At 60.2% G+C, this 17,624-nt stretch carries 19 protein-coding genes; 13 read left to right on the top strand and 6 right to left on the bottom strand.

The features are described from left to right. Window positions 1-11: 11 nt before the first annotated feature. From GR197_RS04960 to ltnD, 4 genes are all read right to left on the bottom strand, one after another. A complete protein-coding gene (locus GR197_RS04960) occupies window positions 12-725 on the bottom strand; it encodes an HAD-IA family hydrolase (RefSeq protein ID WP_164007143.1) in 714 nt (237 codons plus the stop codon). A gap of 430 nt (window positions 726-1,155) precedes the next feature. Next, window positions 1,156-2,436, bottom strand: coding sequence for a 3-oxo-tetronate kinase (gene otnK, locus GR197_RS04955; protein WP_164007141.1), 1,281 nt, complete (start codon window positions 2,434-2,436; stop codon window positions 1,156-1,158). 3 nt (window positions 2,437-2,439) lie between these two features. After that, complete coding sequence (gene otnI / locus GR197_RS04950; RefSeq protein ID WP_164007139.1) at window positions 2,440-3,216, bottom strand: 2-oxo-tetronate isomerase; 777 nt, start codon at window positions 3,214-3,216, stop codon at window positions 2,440-2,442. A gap of 15 nt (window positions 3,217-3,231) precedes the next feature. Further along, window positions 3,232-4,176: an L-threonate dehydrogenase gene (ltnD, locus tag GR197_RS04945; protein ID WP_164007137.1), complete on the bottom strand. Its 945-nt coding sequence runs from the start codon at window positions 4,174-4,176 to the stop codon at window positions 3,232-3,234. 297 nt (window positions 4,177-4,473) lie between these two features. Between ltnD and GR197_RS04940 the strand changes: the two genes are divergently transcribed. Both GR197_RS04940 and GR197_RS04935 read left to right on the top strand, forming a co-directional pair. Next, a complete protein-coding gene (locus tag GR197_RS04940) occupies window positions 4,474-5,472 on the top strand; it encodes a LacI family DNA-binding transcriptional regulator (protein ID WP_164007135.1) in 999 nt (332 codons plus the stop codon). 16 nt (window positions 5,473-5,488) lie between these two features. After that, window positions 5,489-6,157 (top strand): aldolase, encoded by a 669-nt coding sequence (locus GR197_RS04935; protein ID WP_164007133.1) that lies wholly within the window; start codon window positions 5,489-5,491, stop codon window positions 6,155-6,157. A gap of 59 nt (window positions 6,158-6,216) precedes the next feature. On the opposite strand, the gene GR197_RS04930 is transcribed toward GR197_RS04935, so the two are convergent. After that, a complete protein-coding gene (locus tag GR197_RS04930; protein ID WP_164007131.1) occupies window positions 6,217-7,260 on the bottom strand; it encodes a tartrate dehydrogenase in 1,044 nt (347 codons plus the stop codon). Window positions 7,261-7,662: 402 nt separating this feature from the next. Here GR197_RS04930 and GR197_RS04925 point away from each other — a divergent pair, with 402 nt between their 5' ends. Further along, complete coding sequence (locus tag GR197_RS04925; protein ID WP_164007129.1) at window positions 7,663-7,884, top strand: hypothetical protein; 222 nt, start codon at window positions 7,663-7,665, stop codon at window positions 7,882-7,884. 51 nt (window positions 7,885-7,935) lie between these two features. Here GR197_RS04925 and GR197_RS04920 read toward each other — a convergent pair whose 3' ends face one another. Next, the gene (locus GR197_RS04920; RefSeq protein ID WP_164007127.1) at window positions 7,936-8,247 is read right to left on the bottom strand and encodes a hypothetical protein; all 312 of its coding nucleotides are present in this window, start codon (window positions 8,245-8,247) and stop codon (window positions 7,936-7,938) included. Window positions 8,248-8,462: 215 nt separating this feature from the next. Between GR197_RS04920 and GR197_RS04915 the strand changes: the two genes are divergently transcribed. The 10 genes from GR197_RS04915 to GR197_RS04870 all read left to right on the top strand — a co-directional run bounded on the left by GR197_RS04915 (window position 8,463) and on the right by GR197_RS04870 (window position 17,571). Beyond that, entirely contained in the window at window positions 8,463-8,918 is a 456-nt protein-coding gene (locus GR197_RS04915; protein WP_348643243.1) for a helix-turn-helix domain-containing protein, read from the top strand. A gap of 201 nt (window positions 8,919-9,119) precedes the next feature. Continuing rightward, window positions 9,120-10,250, top strand: coding sequence for an HPP family protein (locus GR197_RS04910; RefSeq protein ID WP_164007125.1), 1,131 nt, complete (start codon window positions 9,120-9,122; stop codon window positions 10,248-10,250). A gap of 116 nt (window positions 10,251-10,366) precedes the next feature. Continuing rightward, window positions 10,367-11,029, top strand: a complete 663-nt coding sequence (locus tag GR197_RS04905) for a response regulator transcription factor (protein WP_164007123.1) — start codon at window positions 10,367-10,369, stop codon at window positions 11,027-11,029. Continuing rightward, the gene (locus tag GR197_RS04900) at window positions 11,026-12,393 is read left to right on the top strand and encodes an ATP-binding protein (RefSeq protein WP_164007121.1); all 1,368 of its coding nucleotides are present in this window, start codon (window positions 11,026-11,028) and stop codon (window positions 12,391-12,393) included. Before GR197_RS04905 ends, GR197_RS04900 begins: the two co-directional genes overlap by 4 nt. A gap of 90 nt (window positions 12,394-12,483) precedes the next feature. Then, the gene (locus tag GR197_RS04895; protein ID WP_164007119.1) at window positions 12,484-13,164 is read left to right on the top strand and encodes an MtnX-like HAD-IB family phosphatase; all 681 of its coding nucleotides are present in this window, start codon (window positions 12,484-12,486) and stop codon (window positions 13,162-13,164) included. Between the two features lie 12 nt (window positions 13,165-13,176). After that, the gene (locus GR197_RS04890; protein WP_164007117.1) at window positions 13,177-14,589 is read left to right on the top strand and encodes an aspartate aminotransferase family protein; all 1,413 of its coding nucleotides are present in this window, start codon (window positions 13,177-13,179) and stop codon (window positions 14,587-14,589) included. A gap of 4 nt (window positions 14,590-14,593) precedes the next feature. Next, window positions 14,594-15,547, top strand: a complete 954-nt coding sequence (locus GR197_RS04885; protein ID WP_164007115.1) for an arginase family protein — start codon at window positions 14,594-14,596, stop codon at window positions 15,545-15,547. Beyond that, window positions 15,547-15,894, top strand: coding sequence for a permease (locus tag GR197_RS04880; RefSeq protein WP_164007251.1), 348 nt, complete (start codon window positions 15,547-15,549; stop codon window positions 15,892-15,894). The genes GR197_RS04885 and GR197_RS04880 overlap by 1 nt, the downstream gene beginning before the upstream one ends. Beyond that, a complete protein-coding gene (locus GR197_RS04875; RefSeq protein ID WP_164007113.1) occupies window positions 15,891-16,766 on the top strand; it encodes a fatty acid desaturase family protein in 876 nt (291 codons plus the stop codon). Before GR197_RS04880 ends, GR197_RS04875 begins: the two co-directional genes overlap by 4 nt. Continuing rightward, entirely contained in the window at window positions 16,756-17,571 is an 816-nt protein-coding gene (locus GR197_RS04870; RefSeq protein WP_164007111.1) for an alpha/beta hydrolase, read from the top strand. Before GR197_RS04875 ends, GR197_RS04870 begins: the two co-directional genes overlap by 11 nt. Window positions 17,572-17,624 lie beyond the last annotated feature (53 nt).

Raw genomic sequence — 17,624 nt, 5'->3', positions numbered from 1 at the left:
CGGTTTTAAAGTCAGGCGCGTGCAGCAGCCACGGCATCTGAAAGGCCTGCCATGGACGTGAAATGGAAATCGGGTTTGGTGAACTCGACCGGCTCGATCGTGCCGCCGTAACCCTTTTGGGCATGTCGCCGCTCGATCCAGCAATTGGCCAGCCCGAGTTCCCGGGAAATCCCGATATCGTGGTACTGGCTCTGGGCGACATGCAGGATGTCGTCCTTCGAATGCCCTTCCGCGGCAACGTAGGCAAAGACCGTCTCGAAGAATGTAGGATCGGGTTTTTCGGTGCCCGTATCGTCGGCCGTGAAGGCAGCATAAAACGGATTGCCGAGTTCCTTCTCGAACAAATCGAATGCCCAGCGGCGGGCATTGGTCATCACAATGAGGCGGTAATCCTTCGCAAGTTTAGTCAGCGCTGCGGCGCTGTCTGCAAAACCCTTCCAGCTCTTCACAGAGTCCCGTAGCCGTTCGCCATATTTTCGATCCACAGGCAGGCCGAGCTTCGGCGCGATCGCGAGGTAAACGCGCACGAGGTCGTCGGGAAATAGGCCGGCATCCTCGGAGTAGCGGGCTGCGCGATAGAGGCTCAGCGCCTGCTCGCCGTCGACGGTCGTTCCCGCCTCGGCGGCGATCTCGGCGAAACAGGTCTTGAGGCCGCTCTCGAAGTCGATGAGCGTACCGACGACATCGAATGTCATATATTTGAATTCCGGAAGGCTCTTGCTCACGTGAATTCCCCAGTGTTCGGCTCCAGTGGGAGCACGGTGAAGAAGAATATTCTGTTCCCGCTGGCGAGATCGTTGCCCCGCTCTTCTATGGAAGGCCTCGCATTTGCCGGGATCCGAGCCCTTCAGTGACCGTAGTGTGTCACCTGCACCGCGCCGGATTCTCCTGAAAGGCGTCGTATGGCGGCACAAAATACCGAATCTGACCGTTTCGCGATATTCTGAGGCTTGCATCGCCCGCGCGCCGGTCTGCGTTGTTCATTGTTTGTTCCTTGGCGGAAGCGGCGCGCGGCAGCGCATGGCAAGGACGCCATTGCCGAAGGCGGTAGATAATGAGGTCGAATACCGCGCGTTCAAGCGCCGTGCTGGTAGGGAGATCGGCGGTGCCGGCGGGTTCTGTTTCCGCTGGCACTTCTGTCAAGCTGGCGACAGGTCAGTGCATCATCGCCAGCGCTGCCGCAAAGAAATCCTCGCCTCCGAAGTTGCCTGATTTCAAAGCGAGAAGCATATCGCCCTGGGCATTGCCGACCGTGCGCAGCACCGGCACGCCGGCCGCAATCTCCGGTCCGATCAGAAATGCCGGAATGGCGAGCCTGTCGACCGCTGCGCCCGACGTTTCGCCGCCTGCGACCACGAGCCGGCGCACGCCTCTCGCCACCAGTTCGGCGGCGATGATCGAGGTTGCGGTCTCGATCGCGTGGCCGGAGGCCTCTCGTCCATAAAGGGATTGCAGCCGGGCCACGGTTTCGGGTGCAGCGCTTGCGGCGATCACGACGGGGCCGGCGGCGATGCGGTCTCCGGCCCAGGAAATCGCCGCGGCGATCTCATCCGGACCGGCGAGCAGCCGCTCCGGGTCGAGCCGCAGGACGGGCATCGACCGTTCGGCGATGTCGAGCTGGCGCAGCGTTGCCTTGGAACAACTGCCGGCAACGATCGCTGAAAGCCCGCCGACCGGGCGAATGGCATCCGCCGGCGCTGCGCCGCTGGACGATATCCGACCGGAGCGGACGAGCGCGCGGGCAAGGCCTAGGCCGAGCCCGGAGGCGCCGGTGGACACCGGCGTTTCGAGCGCGATCTCGCCGAGCGTTTCAAGATCCCGCTCGAGAATCGCATCGGCGACGGCAGCGGTGACGCCGGCTGCGCTGAGGGCCTCGAGCCTCGTTTTGACGGTGCCGGGTCCGGCGGCGATGGCGGTGAGATCGATCAGCCCGACAGCGCCATGCGATTGCCGGGTGAGAACCCGCACGAGATTGGCGTCATGCATCGGGTTGAGGGGGTGGTCCTTGAGCGGGCTTTCGTTCAACGGCTGTCCGCCGACGAAGAGATGGCCGAGATAGACGGTGCGGCCCGTTTCCGGGAAGGCTGGTGTAACCAGCACGATGCCGCCGCCCGCAGCATCGCTCAATGCCTCGGTGACCGGCCCGATATTGCCGACATCGGTGGAATCGAAGGTCGAACAGATCTTGTAGAGAACGTGGCTCGCGCCCCGCTGGCGCAGCCATCGATCGGCGCTGGTTGCGGCCGTCACGGCGTCCGAAGGCGGGACGGAGCGGATCTTCAGAGAAACGACGACGGCGTCCACGTCAGGCAGAGCGAGCGACGGATCGGGGATGCCGACCGTCTGCACCGTGCGCAGACCGTTCTTCGTCAGCGTATTGGCGAGGTCGGACGCGCCCGTATAGTCGTCGGCGATTGATCCGAGCAAAATGGCCATTGTCTAGCTCCGTGCAAAAGGTCTGAACCAGCCGAGGCCGTCCAGTGTGTGGCCGCGCGGGATGTATTCGCAGCCGATGAAACCGTCGTAACCCAGGCGGTCGATTTCGCCGAAAAGGTAGGGATAGTTCAGCTCCTCCCCGTCTGGTTCGTTGCGGGACGGCACGCTGGCGATCTGGATGTGGCCGGTGATCGGCAGCAGGCGCCGCAACGCCATCGTCACGTCGCCATGGATGATCTGGCGATGATAGATGTCGAACTGGAGTTTCAGGTTGGCCAGGCCGGATTCGGCAATCAGCTTTTCGGCGACGCCGAAGTCGTTGAGGAAATAGCCCGGCATGTTTCGCCAGTTGATCGGCTCGAGCACGAGATCGATGCCTTTTTCCGCAAGCCGCCCGGCAGCATAAGCGACGGAGCGCCGGTACGATGAGGAGGCGTCTTCGTCACGAGGGTCGGCAATGCCCGCCATTAGGTGCAGCCGCCTGACGCCGGTCGCCGCCGCATAGTCGAGTGCCCGCTCGACATCGGCTTTCAGCGCATCGAACCGTCCGGGAAGAGCCGCGATGCCGCGCTCGCCGGCCGCCCAGTCGCCCGGCGGCAGGTTGAACAAGGCCTGCTGCAGATTGTTGCGGGCAAGCCTTTCGGCGATTGCCTCCGGCGCAGCTTCGTAGGGAAAAAGATATTCGACGGCGGCAAAGCCGGCATCGGCTGCGGCGTCGAAGCGATCGAGGAATGTCCATTCGTTGAACATCATCGTCAGGTTGGCGGCGAAAACCGGCATGGTGGCGTTTCCTTTTTAAAGCGTCTGCGGCTCTTTGCCGGAACCGGGCAATTGCGCGCCGGAAAGCTTGGCATAGAGCCGCGCGAGCGAGGAATCGTCATCGCGGCCCATGCCGGCGCCGGCGGCGGCCAGATACATCTGCAGCGCCGCTGCCGCGAGCGGCACCGGATAACGCTCGGAGCGGGCCATGTCCTGGACGATACCGAGATCCTTGACGAAAATCTCGATGCTGCTGAGCGGCGTATAGTCTCCGGCCAGCACATGCGGCACGCGGTTTTCGAACATCCACGAGTTGCCGGCCGAGGCGGTGATCACCTCATAGACCTTGTCGAGGTCGAGACCTTGTTTGGCGGCAAATGTTATGGCCTCGCAGGCGGCCGCGATGTGCACGCCGGCGAGAAGCTGGTTGATCATCTTGAAGGCGGCACCTGCTCCGGCGGCGTCGCCGAGCTCGTAGACTTTGCCGGCCATGGCGTCGAGACCCGGACGGGCGGTGTCGAATGCATGTCTGGAACCGGACGCCATGATCGTCAGCTGGCCCAGCGCAGCCTTGGCCGCGCCGCCTGAAATCGGCGCGTCGAGATAATGCAGGCCGAGAGCCTCCACCCTGCGTGCCAGGTCGCGGGCGACGGCGGGATCCATGGTTGCCGAGGAGATGAAGACGGCCCCGGGCTTCATCGTGTTCGCGACGCCTTCCGGCCCGAATAACACGGCCTCGGTCTGCGCGCCGTTGACGACCACGGAGACGACGATGTCTGCGTGCTCAGCCGCGCCGGCGGGGGTCGCTGCGCCACGTCCGCCATCGGCGATGAAGCGGTCAACCGCGGCCGGCGTGATGTCATATCCAACGACATCCAGTCCCGCGCGCTTCATCGACCGGGCCATTCCGAGCCCCATGGAACCGAGACCGATCACGGCCGCGACGACGGCATTCCCGAAGTTTTCAGCAAATGGCGACATCAGGAAGTTCTCCAGTCCTGTGAGAAAAGTCTGCGCCCCTCCGGGTGCGATCCCGGAGGTGCTTTAGAGCGCCGTGCGTCTGTAAGACGCGCCAAGTACGCAGATTGCGGCACGTCAAGCCATTTGTGGCAGCGCTGCCATTTTCTCTAAACCATTTTGGCAGCGCTGCCAACGGTAAATTGGTAGCGCTGCCAAAAAAACCTTGCTTCTCGGCAGGAGCAGTGAAAAATGGTGCCAGCGCGGTGGTTGCCGGCCGACATGTAGCAGCCATCCCAAAAGCGTGGGTTCAGACATACCATGGAATTCAAACATCAGGTGACGGTAACGCTTGCCGAGGTCGCGGAAGCTGCCGGTGTCGGCGAGAGCACGGTGTCGCGTGTGCTGCGTGATCACGGCTCGTTTTCCGGCAAGACGCGGGAACGGGTGATGGCTGCCGTCGAGCGGCTGGGCTATGTGCCGAACCGGATCGCCGGGACGCTGGCCTCCACCGGCTCGCGTCTCGTCGCCTTCGTCATCCCCTCGCTGTCCAACATCGTCTTCCCCGATGTGCTGCGCGGCGCCAGCGCCGTCCTGGAGGAAAACCGCTATCAGGCGGTGTTCTCAGTCACCGACTATGATCCGGGCAAGGAGGAAGCGCTCGTCGCCGCGATGCTGGCCTGGCGGCCGGCGGCGGTCATGCTGGCGGGATATGAGCATACTGACGGGACAGTGAAGATGCTGCGCGCCAGCGGGTGCCGGGTTGTGGAACTGCTCGATCTCGACGGTGATGCGCTCGATATCGCGGTCGGCTTCTCGAACCGCGCGGCCGGGCGGGAGAGCGCTACCTTCCTGCTAAAGCGGGGCTATCGCCGGATCGGCTATGTCGGTCACGATCTCAATCGTGATACCCGCGCCGGCAAGCGGTTTTCAAGTTTTTGCGAGACGCTCGATGTCCGTGGTCCATCCCTCGTCGCCCACGAGATTCTCGCCGGCGCTTCATCCGTGGAAAACGGCAGGCTGGGGCTGGAGCGGCTGCTTGCCCGGACGGCCGATCTCGATGCGGTTTATTTCTCCAACGACGATATGGCGCTGGGCGGCTATTTTCACTGTCTGGCTAAGGGGATCGCCATCCCCTCGAAGCTCGCCATTTTCGGCTATAACGGCCTCGATATCGGCCGGGTGATGCCGCAGTCCCTGTCGACCATCCGAACGCCGCGCGTGGCAACGGGAGAAATAGCCGCAGAGCTGGTCGTCGCCAACGCGCCGTCTCAGGCCGTCGATCTCGGTTTTGAACTGATCGAAGGGGCAACGGCTTAATATGCGAGGAAGTGTCATGTCCGACGCGCTCCAGCGTGAAGAAATCTGCCGATACGGCCGCTCGCTGTTCGAGCGCGGGCTGACGCCCGGTTCGTCGGGCAACATATCGTTGCGGCTCGAGGATGGCGGCTGGCTGGTGACGCCCACCAACGCCTCGCTCGGTTTTCTCGACCCGGCGCGGATCTCCAGGCTCGATGCCGAAGGCCGGCTCTTGTCCGGCGACAAGCCGACCAAGGAAATTCCGCTGCATACCGCCCTCTACGACACACGCGGCAGCGCCCGCGCCATCGTCCACCTTCACTCGACGCACGCGGTGGCGCTGACCATGCTGCCGGAGATCGATCCGCGCGCCGCCCTGCCGCCGATGACGCCCTATTATCTCATGCGCGCCGGCGAAACCGCTCTGGTGCCGTATTATCGACCCGGCGATCCGGCCGTGGCCGACGCCATCCGCGGGCTGGCAGGCAAATATTCGTCGGTGCTTCTGGCCAACCACGGACCTGTCGTTGCCGGTGACAGTCTGGAGGCGGCGGTCTTTGCAACTGAGGAACTGGAGGAAACGGCGAAGCTCTATCTGCTGTTGCGCAACCTCAATCCCCGTTACCTCAGCCCGGGGCAGGTGGCCGACCTGGTCAACACGTTTGGCCTCGACCTTCCATCGCATCACGATCACGACGACCACTAACGGCCAAAACAGGAATCGGGTCGGGCGGTCGACCCCGCTCACTTCGTCGGCATCATGGTCTAATCGAGCGCCGAAAGCACCGATACCGTGATCGCGTCCGTCTTGTCCTTGCCGGGACTTGCGCCGATGCCGCGCGCCGTCGTCGCCTCGATTGCGGCCATCACCTTTCCGGCGGCAGCCGTTTCTCCCAGATGCTCCAGCATCATTGCGCCCGACCAGATGGCGGCAATCGGATTGGCGATGCCGAGATGTGCGATATCCGGGGCCGAGCCGTGCACCGGTTCGAACATCGACGGCGCTGAGCGATCGGGATTGATATTGGCGGAGGCTGCAAAGCCGAGCCCGCCCTGAATGGCGGCGCCAAGGTCGGTCAGGATGTCGCCGAACAGGTTGGACGCGACAACCACATCGAGGCTTTCCGGCGCCATGACCATGCGGGCGGCCATGGCGTCGATATGGTAGCTGGTCACTTCGACATCGGGATAGTCGGCGGAAAGCCTCTCGGTGATCTCGTCCCAGAAAACCATCGAATACTTCTGCGCGTTGGACTTCGTCACCGAGGCAAGCTTGCCGCGTCGCGCCCGCGCTTGCTCAAAGCCGAAACGCAGGATGCGCTCGACCCCTTTGCGGGTGAAGATCGAAGTCTCCACCGCCACCTCGCTGTCGGTGCCCTGATGGACGCGGCCGCCGGCGCCGGAATATTCGCCTTCGGTATTTTCGCGGATGCAAAGGATGTCGAAGTTCTCCGACCGCAACGGTCCCTGCACACCCGGCAGCAGCCGGTGTGGGCGGATATTGGCATATTGGACGAAAGCCTTGCGAATCGGCAGCAGAAGTCCGTGCAGTGACACGGAATCCGGCACTTTGCGAGGCCATCCGACCGCCCCGAGCAGGATGGCATCGAAGGACCTCAGCGTTTCGATGCCATTGTCGGGCATCATGCTGCCGTTCTCCAGATAGTAATCGCAGGACCAGGGATAGCTTGATGTCGCAAGCGAAAATCCGTTTCGTGCAGCCGCCTTTTCGAGCACTGCCATGGCTGCCTCAGTCACATCGCGGCCGATGCCGTCTCCTGGCAGAAGGGCGATCTTGTAGGTCTTCATGGCAGGTCCTCACAGGCTGATGAGCAAGATCTTGCTCATGCGTTTGGATAGGCTTCTCGTCCGAATCTTGTCGACACAGGACTGCGTGTTGCGCCCCGCGGCAATGACTTTAGAGGGAGACTCGGAGTTTATTTGCCGAAAGCGGCCAGGATTTGGTCGATTGTTGTGTTTGCACCGGCCTCACCGGTGAATTGTATCGAGCGATCTGTTCTGGTCTCGACCAGGACATTTCCCGGCGCGCCCACCTTCACTGCGACCCGGCGAAATGCGCAGGCTGGCGAGAGTGTTCAAGTCGGCAAGCACATGCCGGAATCGGTTGAGCGAGATCCTCTGCCTGCGTATCTTGAAAATATATCGTAATACGATATATGTGAGCGACGTCGATCGTTGAGGAGTGGCTTAATGGAAAGCCGATTGCATCCCGCCTTGCACCGCCCCGCGCCTTATCCCGCTGATGAGGCGTTTGAAAATCTCAGGCAAAGGCTTCGTGCCCTGCTTGATAGTGGAGAAGCAAGCCGCTGGGAGCTTTTACGGGCGGAGTGGCTGTATGATGTGGCCCTGCTCATGCATGATTTTCGTCTTTGGATACAGCATCTTGACCGAGGCTTCGATGCCGCCAAATAGGCTGCAATCTCGATCATCGTTGAGCGCGCATAGTTGGGAAAGCTGGATGGTTCAGCTGATCGAACGCAAACTCAAATAGGCCGCCAGGCTTATGGCGGAGAGGGCGATCGTCAGCCTTGGGCGCCGATCGTCGAACGTGGCCGCCAGGAACAGGCCAAGCGTCAGAATGGCGGATTTCGCCCAAAGGTCCTGATCGGAGACGGTGAAAGCCAGTGTCGCCAGGAAGACAGCGCTTGCAACGACCGTCACTGGCGCGGACGTCTCGGCGAGATCGCCGCCTGGGAAATACGGCAGAAGAAAGCGCCGCATGCTCAAGCCGGAAGCGATGCTCAGAAGAAGACAGGTCAAGACGAGGTGCAACATGGGTCGGCGCCGATCGATCTGCAGATGGAATTGCAGACGCAAACCTCGTGCCAGCCTCAAGCTATTGAATCGTCACGCTGCAGAGACAATGTCGCGGCATGCTTGGCTATTTCATCGGCGTCGCGACCTTTTTTTCGGCAACCGCTCTGGCTTGCTTGAGCGACCGAAACGCATCGCGATCACGAACGTGAAGCACTGCAAAGCTGGAGGTGATAATGGCGATGAAGCAGCAGGAGCGTCTGCATGACGGAGATTACGAAGCATTGGCCAACTTGCGCTACCGCATCCGCCGGTTCCGGCAATTCAGCGCGAAGGAGGCACGGAGGCTTGGCCTCACGTCGCAACAACATCAAGCGCTGCTCGCAATAAAAGGACAGCCGACTGCAAAGAAAATGAGCGCTCGAATGCTGGCCGAGCGCCTCCTTATGGACAGGAAGGCGGCGGATGACCTCGTTCAAGAGCTCATCGACAAGGCTTATATAGAAGTAGGCCCTGGGGCAGCGGGCCCTGGCAAGCAGTTCATTCGCCTGACTGATAAGGCTGAGGGTGTCCTCGACCGGCTGGCAAGCGCCCATCTGTTCGAGATCCGCAAAATGGCGCCTGAGCTGATGCAGGCGCTCCGCGTCCTGCAGGATCGCCAGAACATGCAGCGTATCGCCTGGATGCAGTGACAAGTGGTTTTTCGATGTCGAAACCGGCTTGAGCTGGGGCAATGATTTTTATAAGAATGATCGCCCGAGTGCGTTCAATGCATTCCATGAAGTCCTCAACGCGACAAAAGGCAGAGATATCAGGCTGATAACTCATTAGCCCGCCCCTCTTCTTCTTCCCTCAGTCCGCCAGATAATCCTCGCTTAAAAATTGGTGTTGTCATGCCTTATCCCGTTTCCCCGAAGGTGGGATTAAGCCGCCTCCGCCGCTTCCGGTTGTTTTCACCAATTCTGGCCGGCGCGACCTTACGAGAGCGTTTGATTGCATGTGTCGGCGCTTTGCTGGCCATTGGTTTCACCGGCGTCATCAGCGGTTATCTGTTCGGGCAGGGGCCGCATCTTCCGCTGATCGTCGCGCCGATGGGGGCGTCCGCCGTGCTGCTTTTCGCGGTGCCTTCAAGCCCGCTTGCACAACCTTGGTCGATCATCGGCGGCAATACGATTTCCGCCCTCATGGGCATCATTGCCGCCTACTTCATTCGTGATCCGATCATCGCGACCGGTGTCGGCGTTTCGCTTGCCATCGGCGCGATGTCCTTTACGCGCTGCCTTCATCCGCCAGGCGGAGCGGCGGCGCTGACCGCCGTGCTCGGCGGTCCTGTCGTTGCCGGCTGGGGGTTCCTCTTTCCCTTCGTGCCTGTCGCTTTGAACTCCTGCATTCTTGTCGGCCTCGGCCTGCTGTTCCACAAGCTTTCCAAGCGGAATTATCCGCATGTCGTTCCGAAACCGGCGGAGAACACCCATCAGACGATCGATCTGCCATCGGCCGTGCGGGTGGGTTTTCGCGAGGAGGACGTCGATGCCGCCCTCGAAGCGCTCGACGAAACCTTCGATATCGATCGGGCGGACCTCAGCCGGCTGCTGCAGCAGGTCGAGCTGCAGGCAGCCATCCGCTCCAACGACAAGATCAGTTGCGCCGATATCATGTCGCGAGATGTAATCGCTATTGGTGAAGCTGCAGAACCGGCTGCCGCGCGGCATCTTCTGCTGAAGCACAATATTCGTACCCTGCCGGTGAAGGATCCCGAGGGTCGTCTCGTCGGCACCGTCGGCTTGCGGGAATTATCCGAAGGCACGGAGACCATCGCGCACGCGATCTCGAGACCGGCGGTAGCGAGACCTTCGGATGCCGCTTTGTCGCTATTGCCCGTTCTGACCGACGGCCGTACGCATGCCGTCATCATTGTCGATGACGACTACCGCATCCTTGGCCTGATATCGCAGACGGACCTGCTCAGCGCCGTGGCGCGGCTGCTACCGAAGGACAGCGCACCGATCTCGGCAGTGGCCTGAGTGGTGGCGCAAACTTTATGCGCTTTCGAGCAGCAGTCCGTGGCCCTCGTAGCGGACTGATTAAGGCCTCAATCGCGGAGATAGATGAGTGCGTTGCCAGAACTGAGGGAATCGTGTTGCGCATACTTTTGGTCGAAGACGACTATATTCTCGGCTCATCGCTCAAGAAGGCATTCGAGAAACATGCTTATGGCGTCGACTGGTTCCGCGATGCCGAGACGGCGTTGGATGCGTTGCGTGACAGCGAATACGGATCGGTGGTCCTTGATGTCAATCTTCCGAAGGCGAGCGGCTTCGATGTGGTGCGCACGTTGAGGCAGGGTGGAAATGACGTGCCGATCCTGATGCTGACGGCGCTCGACAGTGTGCGGGATCGCGTGACCGGTCTTGACGAAGGCGCCGACGATTATTTGATCAAGCCGTTCGACCTTGACGAATTGCTTGCCCGGCTGCGCGCTCTGCTCCGCCGGCGCCAGGGGCGTAACGAGACCATCATACGCTGCGCCGATGTCGAGATCGACCCTGCCGCGATGGTCGCTCGTCGCAATGGCGTCCAACTGCACATGGCGGCCAAGGAGTTTCACCTGCTTCGACTGCTGATGGAGCGCAGCGGGCGCTATGTTACAAAGACTGACATCGAATATGCGCTCTACGACACGGATGTCTCGGTCGAGAGCAACACGATCGAGGTAACGGTCTACAATTTGCGCAAGAAGCTGGGGACCAACTTCATCCGATCGATCCGCGGCGTCGGCTATATGGTCGAGCGGCAGCAGTGACACTCAGCCAACGCCTTTTCCTGCGCATCCTGCCGACGCTGATCATCACCATCGCGGTTGTCGGCTTTTTTGCCTATCGCAGTGCGACGCGCGAGATCGACAATATCTACGATGCCCAGCTGATCAACGATGCCAATGTTTTATGGTCGTTGATGAAACATCCGCTGACGCGGCCCTTTGCCAAGCCGACGGTGCGGGTTCCAGACCTCGACTTTAACATGGACAACCAGCTTGCCCTGAATGATGATGCCGACGACTATGCCGATGCGCACTCGTTTCGCGCCTGGAAGGATGGGGCGCTGGCCTTTGCCAGCAGCAATGCATTTCCAGCCGACGTCAAGCGTTTCCGAGCAGGTTTCTCCGACGTGTCCTATCGGGAGGAACTCTGGCGGATCTATTCCCTCCCGATCCCGAACAGCGACATCACCATTGAAGTCGCCGAGAAGATCGTGCTTCGCGAGGGGTTGGTCGAGAATATCCTTCTCAACCTCGCCTTTCCGCTCATGGTGCTGGTTCCCGTTATCGCCATTATCATCTGGCTTGCCATCAATAACGGCCTCATCAACATTCGCGAGCTGGTATCGCAGATAAGGGCCCGTACGCCGGACGACCTGTCGATAATCGCGACAAGAGGCCTGCCGCGGGATCTGGCGCCGCTTGTTCATTCGCTCAACAATCTCCTCAGAAAGCTTGGCCGATCGCTGACTATGGAGCGGCGCTTTTCCGATCTGGCTGCCCATCAGCTGCGCACGCCGCAGGCCGGTATCAAGCTGCTGCTGCAGCTTTTCGACCGGGCCGATTCCGATGACGAGCGCCGAGCCCTGCTGAAGGATCTCGTCGTCAGCAACGACCGCGCCATGCATCTGATCGAGCAGCTGCTGCGGCTCGCGCGGGTGAGCCATCAGCCGCTGCAGCTCGAACCGCTGCCGTTGCCGGAAATTGCTGCCGCAGCACTGGGCGATTTCGGCGCCATGCTGCACAGCCGCAGCTTCGATGCCGGGCTTGTCGGCGTGAAGGATGCCATTGTCCTCACCGACCGCGCGCTGCTGCGTGTCATGATCGACAATCTGCTCGACAATGCGATCAAATATTCGCCTGACGCCGGCAGGATTGAGGTGCGCATCGAGCCGAGCCCACGCGGTTGGCGGCTCTCCATTATGGATAGCGGCCCCGGCATCCCGCTCGAACAGCGCGACGTAGCGTTCCAACGGTTCAACCGTCTCGATGCCCGCGCCGGCGAGGGAGCGGGATTGGGATTGCCGATCGTCGCCGATATCGGCAACAGGCTCGATATCGCCATCACGCTCGGATTACCCGCCTGGGGCCGAGGTCTGAGGGTCGATCTGGATATTCCTGGCATTTGAGCTGCGAATTCAGTTTCGCTTCATCTTTACCTCATTCTGCCTTCAGTTCGCGGCGCTAAACGCTTCGTCACAATGCTGACGGAGCATGCGATGCAGGTGTTTTGCGATTTCGACGGGACCATTTCGAAAGAGGACGTGACCGATCGCGTCCTCGAGCGTTTCGCGCTTCCCGAATGGCACGAGATCGAAGACCAGTGGACTCAAGGCAAGATTACTTCGGCCCAGTGCATGGAGCGCCAGATCCGATTGATCGAGGCAACACGCGAAGAGCTGGATGCATTTCTCGATACGGTCGCGATCGACAGCGCCTTCGTGGCCTTTAAGGAATTCTGCGACAGGAAGGGGCTGAGCCTCACCATCATCAGCGACGGCGTCGATTATTTCATCAGGCGCGTGCTTGTCCGGCATGGCCTATCCGGCATTCCGATCGTTGCAAACAGGTTGGTCTGTGGCGCGGATGTGGGCAAACCGAGATTCGATCTCGATTTTCCCTTCCTGAGTGCTGCCTGCGTCGCCGGTTCCGGCGTCTGCAAATGCGGTGTCGTCAGCCGCTCGGGCGAGCACATCTATGTTGGCGATGGCCGCAGCGATTTCTGCGTTTCGAACGAGGCGATGCTGGTCTTTGCCAAGGCGAAACTTGCCGACTACTGCCACGCGCAGCGCATCCCTTTCATTCCCTATGCCAGCTTTGCCGATGTTCAGGCCTCGGTCGCAGGCATGCTTTCCAGCCCACGGCAGCCATTCGGGCTGTCCGCGGCAAAATCTGCGTGAGAAGAGGACTTCATGCGTTCCAATCTGAAACTTGCCGACACCACGGATCTCGTCAGCTCCGAGGACGAGCTGCGTCTGCTCGAAGAGACCTATTGCTCGCACGGCGATACGGTTCACTACTCGGAAAAGCCGAAATTCTTCGACAGCTGCGAGGGTTCCTTCGTTTATGACACAGCGGAGACGCCCTTCCTCGATCTGCAGATGTGGTACTCGGCCGTCAATTTCGGCTATCGCAACGAGCGCTTGAACAATGTCGCCCACCGCCAGCTCGATCGCCTGCCGCAGGTCGCCTCGCAATATCTCCACCGCGAGAAGGTCGAACTCGCGGCGATGATCGCCAAGGATGCCGAGCAGAAATTTGGGTCCAAGGGCCGCGTGCATTTCAACGTCGGCGGCTCGCAGGCGGTCGAGGATTCGCTGAAGATCGTACGCAATTACACAGGCGGCAAAAGCCTGATGTTCGCGTTCGAAGGAGGCTATCACGGGCGCACGTTGGGTGCGACATCAATCACGTCGAGCTACCGCTACCGTCGTCGCTACGGCCACTTCGGCGAGCGCGCCCAGTTCATCGAGTTTCCATACCATTTCCGCGGCCCCAAGGGCATGTCGAAGGAGGAATACGGGCATTATTGCGTGCAGAAATTCGCCCGGCTTTTTGAGAGCGAATATAATGGTGTCTGGGATCCGAAGGTCGGAAAGTCAGAATATGCCGCCTTCTATGTCGAGCCGATTCAAGGCACCGGCGGTTATGTCATTCCACCGATGAATTTCTTCACGGAGTTGAAGAAGGTGCTCGACGATCATGGCATCCTGCTCGTCGTCGACGAAATCCAAATGGGCGTCTACCGGACCGGCAAGCTCTGGTCGATCGAGCATTTCGGTGTCTCGCCCGACGTGCTGGTGTTCGGCAAGGCCATCACCAACGGCCTCAATCCGCTTTCCGGCATTTGGGCAAAAGAAGAGATGATCAATCCGACCATCTTCCCGCCGGGCTCCACCCATTCGACCTTTGCCAGCAATCCGATGGGCACATCGGTCGCGCTTGAAGCGCTGAAGATGGTTTCCGAAGACGATTTCGGTGCCAGCGTCATGAAGAAGGGTGCCCATTTCCTGGACGGTCTCAAGGACCTGCAGTCGCAGCACGCCATCATCGGCGAAGTCGACGGTCTCGGCCTGGCGCTGCGCATGGAGATTTGCGGGCCGGATGGGTTCACACCAGACAAGGCGACGCTCGACTGGATGTGCGACGAGGGCATGAAGGGCGATCTTATTGTCGACGGCAGGAAATACGGGCTCGTGCTCGATGTCGGCGGCTACCACAAGAACGTCATCACTTTCGCTCCGAACCTGATGATCAGCGACGACGAGATCAAGCTTGCGATCTCGCTTCTCGGTCAGCTGCTGACCCGCGCAGAACGGAGATAGTTTCGTGCAACTCCTTCTTCTTCATCTCGATGATGCATTGGAGTTGCAACCCGACTTCGTGCACTCCTGCGTGATGGCAGGGGCGCGCGAAGTCGACGACAAGAAAAGCGGTCGCGCTATTCGACTTTGGGCGCGCCCGCAGGCGCTCGATGAGGTCTGGCGCAATCTCGTAAAAGCGGCGCCGCTTTCCAATGACGGATCGCGCCTCTGCTTCATGGGCTCTGGCGATTTTCATCACGTCACCGCGCTGTTGCTGTCGCTTGCGCTTGAGAAAAACCGCCGGCCGGTGACCGTTATCCATATTGATAACCATCCCGACTGGGTGCATTTCGACAACGGCATGCATTGCGGTTCCTGGGTCAACAAGGCGCTGGAGCTGCCGCTCGTCGAGAAGGTGATAACGCTTGGGGTCTGCAGCCACGACCTTAAATCGCCAGAGCGCAAGGGCGCCAATCTCGTGCCTCTGTCCAACGGTCGGCTCGAACTCTACCCCTATGAGCATCCGCCTAGCAAGGTGAAGTCGGATTATGGCACCGGACCGAGCTTCAGCCAGATCGGCGGCGCGCTGCATTGGCAATCGATATGTGAACTCGGCGAGAGCAACTTCGTCGACCGGCTGCTTGGCCGCATCCAGACCGAGGCGGTCTATGTCACCATCGACAAGGATGTTCTGTCCGACGCCGATGCCGTAACCAACTGGGATCAGGGCTCCATGCGGCTGCCCTATGTTCTTTGGCTGCTGAGCGAGATCGGCGAGCGCCACCGCGTCATTGGTGCTGACGTGACGGGAGACTATTCGACGCCGAATTACGGCGGCGATTTCTACACACGTACAATGAAGAAGGCCGAGGTGCTGATCGACCAGCCTTTCCGGCGCCGCGACGTGATGGCGACGCGCAATATCAACAGCGCGGCAAATCATGCTCTGCTGGAAGTACTGTCGGAGCTGATGCCATGATGACCGGAGTGACCGGATGGACGCTCGCGCTCATCCTCCTCTGCATTCTTACGGAGACCGGGCGCGAGCTATGCTTCAAGCACGGCGCGACGAGCGTGCTTTTTGAGACACTGCAGAAACCGGTGATCTGGCTTGGCATCATTTTCTGGGCCTTCGAGTTGGTAATGTGGACGCGGGTGCTGGAGGAGGTGGCGCTGTCGGTGGCTTTTCCGCTGATGGCGCTGAGTTATGCGGCGATCGCTTTTGCCGGCGCGGTCATTTTCAAGGAAACCATCAATTTTCGCCACGCGCTCGGCATTGTCCTGGTGACGCTCGGCGTAATCTGTGTCGGAGCGACCGGACTATGAAAATCTTCGCACATTCGAAATGGGATATCGTGCCGGTGCTTGCCGCCGTCGCACATCTGGCGTTCAACATCTATCTGATCGTCGGTTTCGAAAGCCGGCCACTCTGGCTGTCGGGGGTCCTCGGTGCGGTCTATGCCGTGTCGATATCCTGGAACATCAACAGCATCTCGCACAACTTCATCCACACGCCGTATTTCAAGCCAAAATGGATGAACTACGCGTTCAGCCTGCTTGAATCGGTAACGATCGGCTTTTCGCAGGTCTATTACCACTGGGTGCATATGCGTCATCATTCCGGCAACAGCGACCGTCCGGACGAAAACGGCCACACGGTCGATCTGCTGTCGATCTACAAGCACGGAAAGAATGGCGAGCCGGAGAACGTCTTCTCCTATACCTTCCTCAGTTTTTTCCGGGACGATATCGGGGACATCCATAAGGCCATCGCCGGCAAGAGGCCGTTTGAGGCGAAATGGGGCCGAATAGAGCTGATCTCCTTCATCGCCTTCGTGTTTCTTGCCCTTTTCTATGATTGGAAGGCGGCATTTTTCTTCCTGCCGTTTTATTATCTCGGCAACTGCTTCTCTTCCCTCAACGGCTATTACGAGCATCTGAACGGCGATCCCGATGAGCCGATCGCCTGGGGCGTCAGCAGCCATAACAGTTTCTATAACTGGCTCTGGTTCGGCAACGGCTATCACGCCGAGCATCATTATCGGCCGAAGACCCATTGGACGAAGCTCAGCAATTTCCACGAGCAGATCAAGCAGGAGCAGGAGGCCGCGGGTACGCATGTGATCAGCACCTGCCATGCGCTTGGCTTCATGGCGAAGGAGAACCGGCATCAGGGAGAATTTCCGCATGCCGGCTGACAGGTTTTCCTTTTTTCTGGAAGGCACCAACGGCAAGGGTGTCGTCCTCGTTCACGGATTGACCGGCGCCCCCGCAGAGATGCGGCTGGTGGCAAGGCAATTCCACCGCCGTGGCTTCAGCGTGCTTGCACCGCTTCTCGCCGGCCATGGCGAGAGCGAGGCGGTGTTGCGCCGCTCACGCTGGGAAGACTGGCTCGGCAGCGTCGAGGCGGCGGCCGAGTGGCTTTCCGAACGTACCGGTACGGTCTTTGCCGCCGGCATTTGCGTCGGCGGCAAATTGGCGATGATGGCGGCGGATCGGAACCCGCTGACAATCCGTGCCGTCGCCCTCTATTCGCCCTGCTTTCATTACGATGGCTGGGACGTGCCGCGCTATTATTCGCTTTTCTCCCCGCATATCCGCTGGATCTCGCTTATCCCCTTCATCGATAGGCTGAATTTCCGCGAGACGCCTTCGCTTGGCATCAAGGACGAGCGCATGCGTCGGATGGTGGCTGGCATGACAGGCGAAGGCATGTTGGAAACATTCCCGGGACGCGGATTGATCGAGATGCACGAGCTTGGTCGGGTGTTGAAAGCGCGCCTTCCAGAGATGCGCACGCCGACGCTGATCCTGCATTCGCGCGAAGACGATCTCAGTAGCCCCGCGCACGCGCAATATATCGCGGCGCATATCGGCGGACGCCGTGAGCTTCGCTGGCTCGACGACAGCTATCACATGATCCACGTTGACCGGCAACATAAGCATGTTGCGGACACGACGGCAGAATTTTTCGAGGCGGAATATGCAGCAGCAGGCGCTTAAAGTGCGGCCACCCCAGGACGCGGCCTCAATCAATACAACAACAGGTGCCGCAG

Origin of the sequence: Rhizobium phaseoli (assembly GCF_010668805.1) — a bacterium.
In the GTDB taxonomy this organism is placed as follows: domain Bacteria; phylum Pseudomonadota; class Alphaproteobacteria; order Rhizobiales; family Rhizobiaceae; genus Rhizobium; species Rhizobium phaseoli_A.
This window is presented reverse-complemented; position numbering and strand designations above follow the sequence as displayed.

What these genes read in the sequence shown, in the direction of transcription:
- otnK (WP_164007141.1), bottom strand. Translation starts at nt 2,436, where the DNA reads ATGGCCATTTTGCTCGGATCAATCGCCGACGACTATACGGGCGCGTCC.
- otnI (WP_164007139.1), bottom strand. Translation starts at nt 3,216, where the DNA reads ATGCCGGTTTTCGCCGCCAACCTGACGATGATGTTCAACGAATGGACA.
- ltnD (WP_164007137.1), bottom strand. Translation starts at nt 4,176, where the DNA reads ATGTCGCCATTTGCTGAAAACTTCGGGAATGCCGTCGTCGCGGCCGTG.
- GR197_RS04940 (WP_164007135.1), top strand. Translation starts at nt 4,474, where the DNA reads ATGGAATTCAAACATCAGGTGACGGTAACGCTTGCCGAGGTCGCGGAA.
- GR197_RS04935 (WP_164007133.1), top strand. Translation starts at nt 5,489, where the DNA reads ATGTCCGACGCGCTCCAGCGTGAAGAAATCTGCCGATACGGCCGCTCG.
- GR197_RS04930 (WP_164007131.1), bottom strand. Translation starts at nt 7,260, where the DNA reads ATGAAGACCTACAAGATCGCCCTTCTGCCAGGAGACGGCATCGGCCGC.
- GR197_RS04925 (WP_164007129.1), top strand. Translation starts at nt 7,663, where the DNA reads ATGGAAAGCCGATTGCATCCCGCCTTGCACCGCCCCGCGCCTTATCCC.
- GR197_RS04920 (WP_164007127.1), bottom strand. Translation starts at nt 8,247, where the DNA reads ATGTTGCACCTCGTCTTGACCTGTCTTCTTCTGAGCATCGCTTCCGGC.
- GR197_RS04915 (WP_348643243.1), top strand. Translation starts at nt 8,463, where the DNA reads ATGGCGATGAAGCAGCAGGAGCGTCTGCATGACGGAGATTACGAAGCA.
- GR197_RS04910 (WP_164007125.1), top strand. Translation starts at nt 9,120, where the DNA reads ATGCCTTATCCCGTTTCCCCGAAGGTGGGATTAAGCCGCCTCCGCCGC.
- GR197_RS04895 (WP_164007119.1), top strand. Translation starts at nt 12,484, where the DNA reads ATGCAGGTGTTTTGCGATTTCGACGGGACCATTTCGAAAGAGGACGTG.
- GR197_RS04890 (WP_164007117.1), top strand. Translation starts at nt 13,177, where the DNA reads ATGCGTTCCAATCTGAAACTTGCCGACACCACGGATCTCGTCAGCTCC.
- GR197_RS04880 (WP_164007251.1), top strand. Translation starts at nt 15,547, where the DNA reads ATGACCGGAGTGACCGGATGGACGCTCGCGCTCATCCTCCTCTGCATT.
- GR197_RS04875 (WP_164007113.1), top strand. Translation starts at nt 15,891, where the DNA reads ATGAAAATCTTCGCACATTCGAAATGGGATATCGTGCCGGTGCTTGCC.
- GR197_RS04870 (WP_164007111.1), top strand. Translation starts at nt 16,756, where the DNA reads ATGCCGGCTGACAGGTTTTCCTTTTTTCTGGAAGGCACCAACGGCAAG.